The organism is Sphingopyxis sp. P1IMeth2 (genome assembly GCF_900185685.1).
Lineage (GTDB): Bacteria > Pseudomonadota > Alphaproteobacteria > Sphingomonadales > Sphingomonadaceae > Sphingopyxis > Sphingopyxis terrae_A.
Genome location: NZ_FYAT01000013.1, coordinates 184,281 through 197,061, shown reverse-complemented (window position 1 = coordinate 197,061; position 12,781 = coordinate 184,281). Strand labels below are relative to the sequence as shown.

General features: G+C 65.9%; 14 protein-coding genes. 11 read left to right on the top strand and 3 right to left on the bottom strand.

Translation table 11 applies throughout. The annotated features are described in order from the left end of the window. Together P1IM2_RS12330 and P1IM2_RS12325 are read left to right on the top strand one after the other, a co-directional pair. Complete coding sequence (locus P1IM2_RS12330; RefSeq protein ID WP_260834069.1) at window positions 1-621, top strand: class I SAM-dependent methyltransferase; 621 nt, start codon at window positions 1-3, stop codon at window positions 619-621. Between the two features lie 46 nt (window positions 622-667). After that, on the top strand, window positions 668-1,120 hold the full coding sequence (locus P1IM2_RS12325; protein WP_186402635.1) for an ion channel: 453 nt from the start codon (window positions 668-670) through the stop codon (window positions 1,118-1,120). A gap of 4 nt (window positions 1,121-1,124) precedes the next feature. Here the strand turns inward: P1IM2_RS12325 and P1IM2_RS12320 are convergent, their stop codons facing one another. Then, window positions 1,125-2,033: a hydroxymethylglutaryl-CoA lyase gene (locus tag P1IM2_RS12320; RefSeq protein WP_186402634.1), complete on the bottom strand. Its 909-nt coding sequence runs from the start codon at window positions 2,031-2,033 to the stop codon at window positions 1,125-1,127. Window positions 2,034-2,170: 137 nt separating this feature from the next. Here P1IM2_RS12320 and P1IM2_RS12315 point away from each other — a divergent pair, with 137 nt between their 5' ends. From P1IM2_RS12315 to P1IM2_RS12285, 7 genes are all read left to right on the top strand, one after another. After that, window positions 2,171-3,337: a CaiB/BaiF CoA-transferase family protein gene (locus P1IM2_RS12315; RefSeq protein ID WP_186402633.1), complete on the top strand. Its 1,167-nt coding sequence runs from the start codon at window positions 2,171-2,173 to the stop codon at window positions 3,335-3,337. A gap of 162 nt (window positions 3,338-3,499) precedes the next feature. Next, window positions 3,500-5,653: a prolyl oligopeptidase family protein gene (locus tag P1IM2_RS12310; RefSeq protein ID WP_260834066.1), complete on the top strand. Its 2,154-nt coding sequence runs from the start codon at window positions 3,500-3,502 to the stop codon at window positions 5,651-5,653. After that, window positions 5,650-6,201, top strand: coding sequence for a GAF domain-containing protein (locus P1IM2_RS12305; protein ID WP_260834065.1), 552 nt, complete (start codon window positions 5,650-5,652; stop codon window positions 6,199-6,201). Before P1IM2_RS12310 ends, P1IM2_RS12305 begins: the two co-directional genes overlap by 4 nt. Before the next feature lie 126 nt (window positions 6,202-6,327). Beyond that, window positions 6,328-7,170: a glycine zipper domain-containing protein gene (locus P1IM2_RS12300; protein ID WP_062900612.1), complete on the top strand. Its 843-nt coding sequence runs from the start codon at window positions 6,328-6,330 to the stop codon at window positions 7,168-7,170. Window positions 7,171-7,348: 178 nt separating this feature from the next. Further along, entirely contained in the window at window positions 7,349-7,900 is a 552-nt protein-coding gene (locus tag P1IM2_RS12295) for a hypothetical protein (protein WP_186402632.1), read from the top strand. Window positions 7,901-8,100: 200 nt separating this feature from the next. Further along, complete coding sequence (locus tag P1IM2_RS12290) at window positions 8,101-8,640, top strand: hypothetical protein (RefSeq protein ID WP_062900614.1); 540 nt, start codon at window positions 8,101-8,103, stop codon at window positions 8,638-8,640. 327 nt (window positions 8,641-8,967) lie between these two features. Continuing rightward, window positions 8,968-9,405 carry a PilZ domain-containing protein gene (locus tag P1IM2_RS12285; RefSeq protein ID WP_062900615.1) on the top strand — a complete coding sequence of 146 codons (438 nt, stop codon included), beginning with the start codon at window positions 8,968-8,970 and terminating at the stop codon, window positions 9,403-9,405. A gap of 88 nt (window positions 9,406-9,493) precedes the next feature. Here the strand turns inward: P1IM2_RS12285 and ctrA are convergent, their stop codons facing one another. Both ctrA and P1IM2_RS12275 read right to left on the bottom strand, forming a co-directional pair. Then, on the bottom strand, window positions 9,494-10,201 hold the full coding sequence (gene ctrA, locus P1IM2_RS12280) for a response regulator transcription factor CtrA (RefSeq protein ID WP_003040277.1): 708 nt from the start codon (window positions 10,199-10,201) through the stop codon (window positions 9,494-9,496). A 136-nt stretch (window positions 10,202-10,337) separates the two neighbouring features. Beyond that, complete coding sequence (locus P1IM2_RS12275) at window positions 10,338-11,264, bottom strand: LysR family transcriptional regulator (protein WP_062902968.1); 927 nt, start codon at window positions 11,262-11,264, stop codon at window positions 10,338-10,340. Between the two features lie 124 nt (window positions 11,265-11,388). On the opposite strand from P1IM2_RS12275, the gene P1IM2_RS12270 reads away from it, so the two are divergent. Then, entirely contained in the window at window positions 11,389-12,087 is a 699-nt protein-coding gene (locus P1IM2_RS12270) for a pirin family protein (protein ID WP_186402631.1), read from the top strand. A gap of 87 nt (window positions 12,088-12,174) precedes the next feature. After that, a complete protein-coding gene (gene wrbA / locus P1IM2_RS12265) occupies window positions 12,175-12,777 on the top strand; it encodes an NAD(P)H:quinone oxidoreductase (RefSeq protein WP_058812593.1) in 603 nt (200 codons plus the stop codon). Window positions 12,778-12,781: the final 4 nt, after the last annotated feature.

Genomic DNA, 12,781 nt, shown 5'->3' with positions numbered 1-12,781 from the left:
ATGGCAGCCCGCATGGCCGCCGCCTTCGCGGGACAGCTCGCGCGCCCGCGCGGTATCGCAGGGCGGCTGCTCGGCCGGGCAATGGATCTGGCGAACCGCCGGCCGACGCGGCTCGCGATCGACCTGCTGGCGCCGCGCGCGGGCGAACGCGTCATCGACATCGGGTGCGGGACCGGCGCCGCGCTTGCGGCGGTGCGGCGCCGCGCCGACGTGGACGCTGCGGGGATAGACCCGTCGCCCGTCATGGCCGCGATGGCCGCGACCCGGCTGGGAGAGGGCGCCGATATACGCTGCGCCGAGCTTGCCGCGATGCCCTTTCCGCCGACCTTGTTCGACGCCGCGCTGCTGCTTAACATGCTTTATTTCTGCGATCCCGACGGCCGCGACCTTGCGCCTCTCCACCGGATATTGCGGCCCGGTGGCCGCGCGGTCGCCTATGTCACGCACCGCGACACGATGCGCGACTGGTCTTTCACACGCGTCGGCTTGCACCGGCTTTATGACGAGGCGGCGCTGGAGCGCATCTTCATGGGCGCGGGCTTCGCGCACAATCGCATCACGATCGCGCGCGTCGCAATCACCCCTTCGATTACGGGGTTGCTCGCGCGGGCCGTGCGCTAGGGTCAAAGCCGCTTGCGCGCGGAAGGCAATCTGGGTGAATAGGCGCATGACGCTTATCCATCAGCTCATGCTCGCCACGCTCGTCGTCGGGACGACGGTCATCGTGCACCTTGTGGGGCTGGCGATCCTGCTCGCGGTCCTGCGCCGCTATCGCCGCGCCGAGCGCCGTATCCTGATCGTCCTGCTGAACGGTGCCGCGATTCTGGTCGCCGCTTTCGGTCTGTTCGCACTGCACTCGGTCGAGATATGGATATGGGCGGGGGTGTTCCAGTGGCTCGGCGCCTTCGCCGATTTCGAGCATGCGCTCTACTTTTCAACCTCGACCTATGTGACGATCGGATATGGCGATATCGTCCTGCCGCCCGGTCTCCGCATCCTGGGCGCGATCGAGGGGGCGAGCGGCATCATCCTGATCGGCTGGTCGACCGCCTTCTTCTTCTCGATCGTCGATCGCATGAAACTGCTCGAACGCCATTTCGACGCCGACCATCCCCGCTGAGCGCTCAGGACGCCGGAAAGGCGGGCGCCTTGCTGACCATCGCGGGCAGCGGACGCCCCATCACCCCGGTGAACCATGCCGCCGCCTCGACGAGGTCCAAGAGCGCGAGACCGGTCGCGATGCCGCTGCGTTCGAGCATATAGACGACATCCTCGGTCGCCACATTGCCCGCCGCGCCCGGCGCGAAGGGACAGCCGCCGAGCCCGCCGAGCGAGGCATCGACGATCGTCGCCCCTGCGGCGACCGCCGCCCAGACATTGGCAAGCCCCGACCCGCGCGTGTTGTGAAAATGCACGCGCACCGGCAGCGGCCCAACCGCTTCGCGCACGCGCGCGACCGTTTCGGCGACCTGTGCAGGCACCGCGACGCCGATGGTGTCGGCGAGCGCAATCTCGCGCGGCTGCGCATCGGCGACGCGCTTTGCCATGTCGATGACGCGCCCCATCGGAATCTCGCCCGCAAAAGGACAGCCGAAGGCGGTGGCGATGGTGATCTGTGCGCTCCGTCCCGCGGCATGGGCGAGCTCGACTATTTCGATCGCCGCCGCGAGCGATTCGTCGGAGCTTTGCCCCTGGTTGCGGATGCCGAAGGCGTCGCTGGTGACGCAGACCGCGCCCAGCTCGTCGATCCGCCCCGTCGCCAGCGCACGCTTGGCGCCGCGACGGTTCAGCACCAGCCCGATATAGATAACATCGTCGCGATCGGGCAGCATCGCGACCAGCTGCTCGGCATCGGCCAGCTGCGGAACGCGGCTGGGATTGACGAAGCTCGTCACCTCTATCCGCCGCGCGCCATAGGCGATGGCGCGGCGGATCAGCTCGGCCTTGTCGGCCGTCGAAACGACGGTCTTCTCATTCTGCAGCCCGTCGCGCGGTCCGACTTCGACCATTTCGATGCGGGTTTTGATGGCCATTTTCGCGCCTCGGTTCAAATGCTGTTAAAGCGGGGTTGAAAATTACATAGTATCCTAAGTATAAAGAGTCCATGGGCTGCGTTCGACGGGTCGCCGGCTAGGGCGACTTAGAGGATCGGAGCCGCGAAAGGAACGACATGACAGACAGCAACAGCGGCGGGGGAGCGCTGGACGGCCTTCGGGTGGTCGAAATGGGCCAATTGATCGCGGGCCCGTTCTGCGGCCAGCTTCTCGGCGACATGGGCGCCGAAATCGTCAAGCTGGAGCCGCCCGAAACGGGCGACCAGATGCGCCATTGGGGCCAGGGCGACCGGCCGAGCTGGTGGCGCGTCATCGCGCGCAACAAATATTCGGTCGCCGTCGACCTACGCAGTGCGGAAGGCCAGCAGCTCGCCCGCGACCTCATCGCCAAAGCCGACATATTGATCGAGAATTTTCGCCCCGGCACGCTCGAAAAATGGAACCTCGACCCCGCAGAGCTGCGCAAGACCAATCCGGGCCTGATCGTCGTGCGCGTATCGGGCTATGGCCAGACCGGCCCCTATTCGGCGCGCGCCGGATTCGGCGGCATCGGCGAAGCGATGGGCGGCTGGCGTGGTATCGTCGGCTATCCCGACCTGCCGCCCGCGCGCATGGGCGTGTCGATCGGCGACACCCTGGCCGCGACCTATGGCTGCCTCGGCGCGCTCGCGGCGCTGCATCACCGCAACAAGACCGGCGAGGGCCAGATCGTCGACTCGGCGCTTTACGAGGCGGTGTTGCAGGTGATGGAATCGACCGTCGCCGATTATTCGGCGAGCGGCACCAAGCGGCGGCGCACCGGGTCGACCCTGCCCGGCATCGCGCCGTCGAACGTCTATCCCTGCAAGGACGGCGAATATCTGATCGGCGCCAATCAGGACGCCGTTTTCGCGCGGCTTGCCGCGGCGATGGGCCGCCCCGAACTTGCGAGCGACGAGCGCTATGCGACCCACCGCGCGCGCGGTGCGCGGCAGGAGGAACTCGATGCGCTGATCGGCGAATGGACGCGCACGATGACGATCGCCGAACTGGAGGCGAAGATGATCGAGGCGAGCGTCCCCGCCGGCCGCGTCTATGATGCCGAGGATATGCTCGCCGACCCCCATTTCGCGGCGCGCGAGGCGCTCGTCACCGTTCCCGACGCCGAATTGGGCGAGGTGACGATGCAGGGTGTCTTCCCCAAATTGTCGGACACGCCGGGCAGCGTGCGGCGCCCCGCCCCGCTCACTGTCGGTCAGGACAGTGCCGACGTTCTCGAGCGGTGGCTCGGCCGCCTGGCCTAGGGTCGGAACGGGCAGCAGAAGAGACGCGCGGGCGCCTTTACGCCCCGAATGCTGGTGTCATGGCCGCGCCGCGATCTTCCTTGCAAATCCCCTTGCCCGTCAAAAAGCGATGCTTACAGTGGCGCGCACGATTATTACCCGAACAATGAGGATCGCCTTGCCATGCCCCGTAGCAAATTTCGCGCGCCGCTCGCGCTGGTCGCCCTGTTCATGACGCCAGCGGCGGCACAGGCGGCCGAAGATGCCGCGGCGGCGGCGTCTGCGCCCGCGCTGGCCTATCCGGCGACCGAGCGCGGCGACACCGTCGAACCGCAATTCGGCGTCGATGTCGCCGACCCCTATCGCTGGCTGGAAGACGATGTTCGCGTCAATCCGAAGGTCGCAGCCTGGGTCGCCGAGCAAAACAAGGTGACCGACGCCTATCTGGCGACGCTGCCCGGCCGCGATGCGTTCAAGGCGCGAATGACCGAGCTTTACAATTACGAACGCTTCGGCCTGCCGCGCAAGGCGGGGTCGCGCTATTTCTACACGCGCAACGACGGGTTGCAGCCGCAATCGGTGCTGACGGTGCGCGAGGGCCTGACCGGCGAAGGCCGCGTGCTGATCGATCCCAATGCATGGGCCAGGGACGGCGCGACCGCGCTCGCCGAATGGACGCCGTCTGAAGACGGCAAATATCTGCTCTATTCCGTGCAGGATGGCGGCACCGACTGGCGTATCGTGCGCGTGATGGACGTCGCGACGGGCAAGGATACCGCCGACGAGATCCGCTGGGTCAAATTCTCGTCGCTCGATTGGGCGAAGGACGGCAGCGGCTTTTACTATTCGCGCTTCCCCGAACCCAAGGAAGGCGAGGCCTTTCAGTCGCTCAACGAAAATCACGCGGTCTATTTCCACAAGCTCGGCACGCCGCAGAGCGCCGACGTGCTGATCCATGCGACGCCCGACCAGCCCGAACTCAATCACGGCGCGCTCGTCACCGATGATGGCCAATATGTCCTCGTCGTTTCGTCCAAAGGGACCGACGAACGCTTCGGCCTGACACTGCATCCGGTGAAGGGCGGCAAGGCGATCACGCTGGTCGACGATTATGCGAACAATTGGGAATATGTGACCAACCAGGGCACGCGCTTCACCTTCCTCACCAACAAGGATGCGCCGCGTCAGCGCCTTGTTTCGCTCGACATTCGCAAGCCCGCGGCGCTCACCCAGATCGTCGGCGAACAGGAGGGGACGCTGGTCGGCGCGTCGCGCGTCGGCGACCGCATCATCCTGTCCTACCTCGGCGATGCCAAGTCGGAGGCCCGGATGGTCGCGCTCGACGGCAAGCCGGTGGCGAACATCAATCTCGGCGAGATCGGCACCGCGAGCGGTTTCGGCGGCAAGCCCGGTGATCCTGAAACCTTCTACGCCTTCTCCAGCTTTGCGCAGCCCACGACCATCTATCGCCTTGATACGGTAAGCGGGAAGAGTGAGATTTTCGAGGCGCCGAAACTGACCTTCGATCCCAAGGATTTCACGGTCGAACAGCGTTTCTACACGTCGAAGGACGGCACCAAGGTGCCGATGTTTCTGGTGATGAAAAAGGGGCTCGACCGGTCGAAGGGATCGCCGACTTTGCTCTATGGCTATGGCGGTTTCAACGTGTCGCTGACCCCCGGCTTTTCGCCCACGCGGCTCGCCTGGGCCGACAAGGGCGGGGTCGTCGCGATCGCGAACCTGCGCGGCGGCGGCGAATATGGCAAGGCGTGGCACGACGCCGGTCGGCTCGCCAACAAGCAGAATGTCTTCGACGATTTCATCGCGGCCGGCGAATATCTGATTGCCGAAGAAATCACCGGCCAGGGCGAACTGGCGATCGAGGGCGGGTCGAACGGCGGCCTGCTGGTCGGCGCCGTCACCAACCAGCGCCCCGACCTGTTCGCGGCCGCGCTGCCCGCTGTGGGCGTGATGGACATGCTGCGCTTCGATCGCTTCACCGCGGGCCGCTACTGGACCGACGATTATGGCTATCCGTCGAAAGAGGCCGATTTCCGCAATCTGCTGAGCTATTCGCCCTATCATAATATCAAGGGCGGCCGCACCTATCCGGCGATCCTGGTGACGACCGCCGACACCGACGATCGCGTCGTACCGGGTCACAGCTTCAAATATACCGCCGAGCTGCAGCACGAGGATATCGGCTCCAAGCCGCACCTGATCCGCATCGAGACGCGCGCCGGCCATGGCTCGGGCAAGCCGACAGACAAGATCATCGCCGAGGCGGCGGACAAATATGCCTTCGCTGCCAAATGGACCGGCCTCGACGTTGAATGATCGCGCGGCGGCGGCGGACGATAGCGTTCGCCGCCGCCCACCAGCCGAAAGCCATCGCCTTGTCCTACGCCCTCTCCTTCACCGCCACCGATCCTGCCGCGCTGTGGGCGGAGGCGGCCGACGCCGCCGCCGGTCTCGTCGCGGGTGAGCCCGATGCGATCGCCAATATGGCCAATGTCGCGGCGCTGATCTGGCAGGCTGTTCCCGATCTCAATTGGGCGGGCTTCTACCGCTTCGACGGCACCGAACTGGTGCTCGGCCCGTTCCAGGGCAAGGCGGCGTGCATCCGCATCCCGCTCGACAAGGGGGTGTGCGGCGCCGCGGCGCGGCTGCGCAAGACGCAGCGGGTCGAGGATGTCCACGCCTTTCCCGGGCATATCGCCTGCGATGCGGCCAGCCGCAGCGAGCTGGTGGTGCCGATCGTCGCCGAAGGCCGCCTGATCGGCGTGCTCGACCTCGACAGCCCCTCGCCCGCGCGCTTCACGGCCGACGATCAGGCGGGCGCCGAAGCGCTGATCGTCCGCATCGCCGCCGCGCTCGCGGGTTAAAGCTGCGTCAAAATGGGACGCGATCCGCACGGTTAACGGATTCGCGGAAAAGCGCCGATTTTGCTAACAGACTGTTAACCAAGCCATTGCCCCCACGGGCGATTCCGCTGGAACAGGGAGTTTAGCATGCGCACCGTTTTGTTGTTGGGGGCTGCCGCCGCATCGTTGCTGCTGGCCGGCCATGCGACCAGCGCCGAGGTCACCAAGACCCAGACCACCGTCGTCACGACCACCGACGAAGCGGCCCCGCGGCTCGACTATGAGGCGCCTTCCGCGCCCGATGTGCGCGTCTACACCGGCTATCCCGACCGGATGCCGAGCGAAGTCGAATATCGCCACATCGACGGCTACCAGTCCGAAGGCCGCTGGACGGGTACGTGGAACGGCACCTACGAAGATCGCGACGGCCGCCGTTACGAGGGCAGCTATGAAGGCAGCGTCGAGGGGCGCACCGGCGCCGACTATCCGCCGCCGCCCTATTATCAAGGCGGTTTCGATCCGCGCGAGGACATGGAAATGGGCCGTCGTTGCGGCCATGGCGGCGCGGCGACCGGTGCGGTCGTGGGCGGGATCGTCGGCGGTGTCGTCGGCAATCGCGTTGCCGGTCATGGCGACCGTACCGCCGGCACGCTGATCGGCGGCGGCGTCGGGGCGCTCGCCGGCGCAGCGGTCGGCAGCGAGGCGGACAAGAAAAAGTGCGACGAATGGTGGGCGCGGCGCGGCGGTGCCCATGGCGGCTATTATCCCGGCCATCCCGGCTATCCGGGCGGCTATGCCTATAGTTACGGCTACGGTTATGGCTATTACACGCCGGGCGTCGTCGTCACGACGATCATCAACGGCCCGCCGGTCGTCACCGAACGCGTCGTGACCACGACCAAGACCTATTATGAAAATGTGCCGGTGCGGAAACGCTATGTGGCCAAGCGGAAACCGAAACCCAAAGCCAAGCCGCGCTGCGTCTGCTGACGTGCCCTGAACTGGTCTGGTCGCCAGACTTGGCTTAGTGAGGCCCGCCGATCCGTCGAGGAACGGCGGGCCTTTCCTTTCGCCGCCCTTTCGCCACGGTTCAGCGGCGTGAAAGCATGGTGCGCCTAGATCATCGGGCGACGGCGGACGCCCCTGTCCGCGTTCTGGAGTGACTGAAATGCGCAAGATGACCGGCTTCACCGCAGCGGCGGCGGTTCTGGTTACGACGGTCGGGCTCAGCGCGACCCCCGCCGAAGCACGCGGACGCCACGGCGGCTGGCACAATCGCCACGACGACGGGATCGGCGCCGGCGAGATCATCGGCGGTATCCTGATCCTGGGCACGATCGCGGCGGTTGCCAGCGCGGCGAGCAAGCAAAGTCGCGAGACGCGCAACCGCGACTTTCGTTACGACCCGCCCTATCGCGACGATCGCGCGCAGGACGCCCCCGATTATCAGCGCCGCGACGATCGCGGTCCGGACGGATATGGCACCGGCGACGCCTCTCGCGGCGGAGAGATCGAGCAGCGCGCGGCCGATGCCTGCGGCTGGGCGGCCGAGGGCGAAATGGGCGACGATGCCCGCGTCGAAAGCATCACCGACACGCGGCCCGCGAACGGCGGCGACGGCTGGTACGTCACCGGAAACATATCGCGCCCGGGCGGCGAGCTGCACAGTTTCGGGTGCAGCTATCGCGGCGGGCGCGTGGTCGACGTCAGCATCAACTGACCCCATTGCCATTGGATTTTCGGCCCTTCGCCAGCGATGGCGGAGGGCTTTTCTCTGCCCGCCTCCGTCAAGCTGAACCCACGCCGAACCAAGGCTGAACCGCAGATAAGCGCCGGGTTCAGCACCGCGTCACGGCGCCTTCGCTATCAAGGGGCATCGCAGGCCGCACGGGTGCCGCCTGCTGAATAGGAGACCGAACCATGGCGAAGAAGCCCATGAACTGGACCAAGGCCGCAATCGGGGCGGCCACCGCCGGCGCGATGTTGAGCGCCACCCCCGCGCTCGCGCGCGACCGGTACGATCACCGCGACCGCGACGGGATCGGTGCGGGCGAAATCATCGCCGGCGCCGTCGTCCTCGGCGGCCTCGCCGCCATCCTGTCGGCCGATAACGATCGTTACGACCGCTATGACCGCAACGATCGTCGCTATCGCGACCGGTACAATGATCCGCGATACGGCTATGGTTATGATTATGGCCGCTATGGCAACAGTCGCGCAGCGGTCGGCCAGTGCGTCCGTGCCGTCGAGCGCGGCACCAGCCGGTATGGCCGCACCGACGTGACGCAGGTCACGAGCATCGATCGCAAGCGCGACGGCTATCGCGTCAAGGGCCGCGTCGTCGTCAACGAAGGCTGGCGCGGACGCTGGGGCCGCGGCGGTTCCTATGATCGCGGCAAGTTCAGCTGCGACGTGCGGTATGGCCGCGTCGTCGACGTCGATTATTCGGGTCTGCGGTAACGCGGAGCCCCTTCTCCCGGCCCGCCCGCGCCTCGGCGTGCGGCGGGCCGCCTTGCACAAGAGCGTTGCCGGGCGCGGTTAACGCGGCGGTGGGCCGGAGGCGAGCGGCCCGGCCCACGCTCGGCAGGTCGCCAGAATATTCCCGCGTCAATTCAGATGCTTCGTGTCCGAAGCATATCGGTGGCGCCCGCACTCGGTCCGTCGCAAAAGTCGCGAAATCCGAAAAGACGCTATACGAAAATTTACCTTCTTTCGTTATGCGCGGAGATGGGACCACAATAACCGCCTGACGTGGGTGACAGGCGGCAGAAGCTTATTGGGTCGCCCATGCCGAATTTCGAGGCCGATACCGCCTCAACGGCTTCAGCCGAAAAGCGCCAACCGCGCCAGTCGCGACTGGTGAAGGCGTCGCTTGCGTGCGACCGCCTCGGGCGCTTCGATGTGACCCTGCGCAATATTTCCGAAACCGGCGTTGGCGGGCAGTCGCCGCATGTGCTGCAGGTTGGCGAGCGGCTGACCGTCTATCTTCCGGGTCATCAGCCGATGGAGGGCGTGGTCCGCTGGGTCAGCGACAAACGCTTCGGCCTGCAGACCGAACGGACGATCGAGCCGGCACGGCTGCGCGCGGCGCACGCCGATCAGCTCGTCGCCGCCGACAGCAAGGCCGAATTCCAGATCATGGCGCCGACGCAGATGTCGACCTGGCGCCCGGGACTGCGGCAGGTTTCGTCGCTGCCGGGTCATTACGGCAAACCGAAGATCTGACCCGCGCATCGCCGCGCCACAAAGGAAAACCGGCGCAGATCGCTCCGCGCCGGGTCCCCCGTTGATTGATTTTCGTCGGTAAAGCGCGTCAGGCGACCCGGCGCACTTCATTCCCTTCTTCGTCGATATCGCGCAGCACATAGCCGCGACCCCAGACCGTCTCGATATAATTTTCGCCGCCGCACGCGAGCGCGAGCTTCTTGCGCAGCTTGCAGATGAAGACGTCGATAATCTTCAATTCGGGCTCGTCCATGCCGCCATAAAGGTGGTTCAGGAACATTTCCTTGGTCAGCGTCGTGCCTTTGCGGAGCGAAAGCAGCTCCAGCATCTGATATTCCTTGCCGGTCAGATGGACGCGGACGCCATCGACTTCGACCGTCTTGGTGTCGAGATTGACCGCCAGCTTGCCCGTCTTGATGACGCTCTGGCTATGGCCCTTCGAGCGGCGGACGACGGCGTGGATGCGCGCGACCAGCTCGTCGCGATGAAAGGGCTTGGTGACATAATCGTCGGCGCCGAAGCCGAACGAGCGCACCTTGGAATCCATTTCCGAAATGCCCGAAAGGATCAGCACCGGCGTCTGCACCTTTGCGGTACGGAGCTTTTTCAGCACGTCATAGCCGTGCATGTCGGGCAGATTCAGGTCGAGCAGAATGATGTCGTAATCATAGAGTTTGCCAAGGTCCAAGCCTTCCTCACCCAGATCGGTGGTATAGACGTTGAAGCCTTCGGTCGTGAGCATCGTGTCGATCGCCTTCGCGGTCGTCGGCTCGTCCTCGATCAGCAGTACGCGCATTAGGCACCCCTTGACTGTTTCCCACGATGGACCCGCAACCCGTCCGCGGCTCCCTCGCAGTGCCACCAACGCCCCCGTTGCAGGGCTGGCGGAACATTAACCATGAAACTTGTGAAGGGAAAAGGTTAATTTTGATTTAACCCGCAGAAATCCACGAGTCGCGACCCGCGCAGCTGCGTTTCAGCGTATCGGCGAGATAGTCGGACAAGGCCCGTACCCGCGCCGGGCGGAGGCGCGACGGTGGCGACAACAGGTGCAGATAGGCCTGCGGCAGCGACCAGTCGGTCAGGATCGGAACGAGCCTGCCGGCGCGCAGTTCGGCGTCGATGATGAAGTGCGGCAGCACCGCGATGCCGCCCCCCGCGACCAGCATCGGCACGATCACATCGCCATTGTTCGTGAACAGCGGGCCTGCCGGAACGATCGTCGCTTCCTCGCCTTCGCGGTGGAAGCGCAGCGGCCGCGCCTTTTCGCGGTGGCCGTACCCAGCGAGCCGATGCCCCGCGAGTTCGAGCGGGTGGCGCGGCGTGCCGTGGCGCTCGAGATAGGCCGGGCTGGCGATCACCGACGTCGGGATCGGCACGATGGTGCGCGCGAGCAGGCTGCTGTCGTCGAGGCTGGCGACGCGCAGCGCGAGATCGAAACCTTCGGCGATCAGATCGTGGCGCGCATCGCTGAGCGTCAGTTCGATCTCGACCGCCGGATGCTCGGCCATGAAGGCCGCGAGCGGCGCGCCGAGCACCTTGATCCCGAAACTCATCGGCGCCGCGAGTCGGATCGGCCCTGCGAGGTCGAAGCGGTCGCCATGCGCCGCCTCGGTCGCGGCGGTCGCGGCGGCGACCATTGCCCGCGCCTCTTCGAGCAGCCCGGCGCCCGCCGTCGACACGGTCACCGACCGCGAACTGCGATGGAGCAAAGTGATCCCGAGCGATGCTTCGAGCCGGCTGACCGCCTTCGACACGCTGGCCTTCGACAGGCCGAGCGCGCTCGCCGCGGCGGTGAATCCGCCGCTGTCGGCCACCGCCACGAAGCAGGCCCAGCCTTCATAATCGGGAAGCGCCACAACATCCTCCAATTGGAAACGATAGGTTTCGATCTACGCTATTTCAGAAACAAATGCATCGCCTATCTTGGCCTCAACACGCCGCCCCCGATGTCCGGGATGGCGGCCAGAAAGGAGATGCCCGATGATCGACATTCGCAAGTTCGACACGCTGGGCCACGCCAATCACGGCTGGCTCGACGCCCGCCACCATTTTTCCTTCGCCGGCTATCACGATCCCGACCGCATGGGCTGGGGTGCGCTGCGCGTCTGGAACGACGATGCCATCGCGGCGCAGGCCGGCTTCCCGCCGCACCCGCACCGCGATATGGAAATCATCACCTATGTCCGCACCGGTGCGATCAGCCACCGCGACAGCATGGGCAACAGCGGCCGCACCGCGGCCGGCGATGTCCAGGTGATGAGCGCCGGCACCGGGGTGACGCACAGCGAATTCAACCTCGAGGACGAGGAAACCACGCTGTTCCAGATCTGGATCATCCCCGATCGCGATGGCGGCAATCCCGGCTGGGGCCAGCGCGAATTTCCGCAGGCCGACCGTTCGGGACGCTTCGTGACGTTGGCCAGCGGGATCGAGGGTGACGACGACGCGCTGCCGATCCGCGCCGATGCCCGGGTCGCGGCCGCGACCGTGACCGCGGGTAGCCGCGTCGCCTATGATCTGGGCGCTGGCCGCAACGCCTATCTGGTCGCCGCCAAGGGCCGAATCTGCATCAACGGACAGGATGCCGATCCGCGCGACGGCATCGCGATCCGCGATGTCGGAACGATCGAGGTCGAAGCGCTCGACGATGCCGAACTGGTGCTGGTCGACAGCCTCTGATCCCACCCCCTCGGGCCGCCGCCTGCCATCCCCCTCCCTTGCGGCGGCGGCCCACCCCTTCCCCTCCCGACTGAAAGGAAACCGAAGATGGCAAAGATTTTGGTGCTCTATTATTCGAGCTATGGACATATCGAGCAGATGGCCGACGCCGTCGCCGAAGGCGCGCGCGCCGCGGGCGCCGAGGTCGATATTCGCCGCGTCGCCGAAACCGCGCCCGAGGCGGTGGTGAAGGCCGCCGGCTTCAAGACCGACACCGCGCATCCGCTGCTCGGTGATCCCAAGCAGCTTGCCGACTATGACGCGATCGTCGTCGGTTCGCCGACCCGCTTCGGCCGCATGGCCAGCCAGATGGCGAGCTTCTGGGACACCGCCGGCGGCGTCTGGGCGCAGGGTCTGCTTACCGGCAAGGTCGGCGCGGCCTTCACCTCGACCGCGTCGCAGCATGGCGGACAGGAAACCACGCTGTTCAGCATCCTGACCAACCTCCTCCACTTCGGCATGACGATCGTCGGACTGGACTATGGTTATGCCGGGCAGATGGGCGTCGATGAAGTCAAGGGCGGTGCCCCCTATGGTGCGACGACGCTCGCCGATGGCGACGGATCGCGCCAGCCGAGCGAAGCCGATCTCGGCGGTGCCCGCTATCTGGGCGAACGCGTCGCGAAAACCGCGGCGAAGCTCGCGGCCTGACCCC

Coding starts and splice junctions, on each gene's coding strand:
- P1IM2_RS12330 (WP_260834069.1), top strand. CDS start 1: ATGGCAGCCCGCATGGCCGCCGCCTTCGCGGGACAGCTCGCGCGCCCG.
- P1IM2_RS12325 (WP_186402635.1), top strand. CDS start 668: ATGACGCTTATCCATCAGCTCATGCTCGCCACGCTCGTCGTCGGGACG.
- P1IM2_RS12320 (WP_186402634.1), bottom strand. CDS start 2,033: ATGGCCATCAAAACCCGCATCGAAATGGTCGAAGTCGGACCGCGCGAC.
- P1IM2_RS12315 (WP_186402633.1), top strand. CDS start 2,171: ATGACAGACAGCAACAGCGGCGGGGGAGCGCTGGACGGCCTTCGGGTG.
- P1IM2_RS12310 (WP_260834066.1), top strand. CDS start 3,500: ATGCCCCGTAGCAAATTTCGCGCGCCGCTCGCGCTGGTCGCCCTGTTC.
- P1IM2_RS12305 (WP_260834065.1), top strand. CDS start 5,650: ATGATCGCGCGGCGGCGGCGGACGATAGCGTTCGCCGCCGCCCACCAG.
- P1IM2_RS12300 (WP_062900612.1), top strand. CDS start 6,328: ATGCGCACCGTTTTGTTGTTGGGGGCTGCCGCCGCATCGTTGCTGCTG.
- P1IM2_RS12295 (WP_186402632.1), top strand. CDS start 7,349: ATGCGCAAGATGACCGGCTTCACCGCAGCGGCGGCGGTTCTGGTTACG.
- P1IM2_RS12290 (WP_062900614.1), top strand. CDS start 8,101: ATGGCGAAGAAGCCCATGAACTGGACCAAGGCCGCAATCGGGGCGGCC.
- P1IM2_RS12285 (WP_062900615.1), top strand. CDS start 8,968: ATGCCGAATTTCGAGGCCGATACCGCCTCAACGGCTTCAGCCGAAAAG.
- ctrA (WP_003040277.1), bottom strand. CDS start 10,201: ATGCGCGTACTGCTGATCGAGGACGAGCCGACGACCGCGAAGGCGATC.
- P1IM2_RS12270 (WP_186402631.1), top strand. CDS start 11,389: ATGATCGACATTCGCAAGTTCGACACGCTGGGCCACGCCAATCACGGC.
- wrbA (WP_058812593.1), top strand. CDS start 12,175: ATGGCAAAGATTTTGGTGCTCTATTATTCGAGCTATGGACATATCGAG.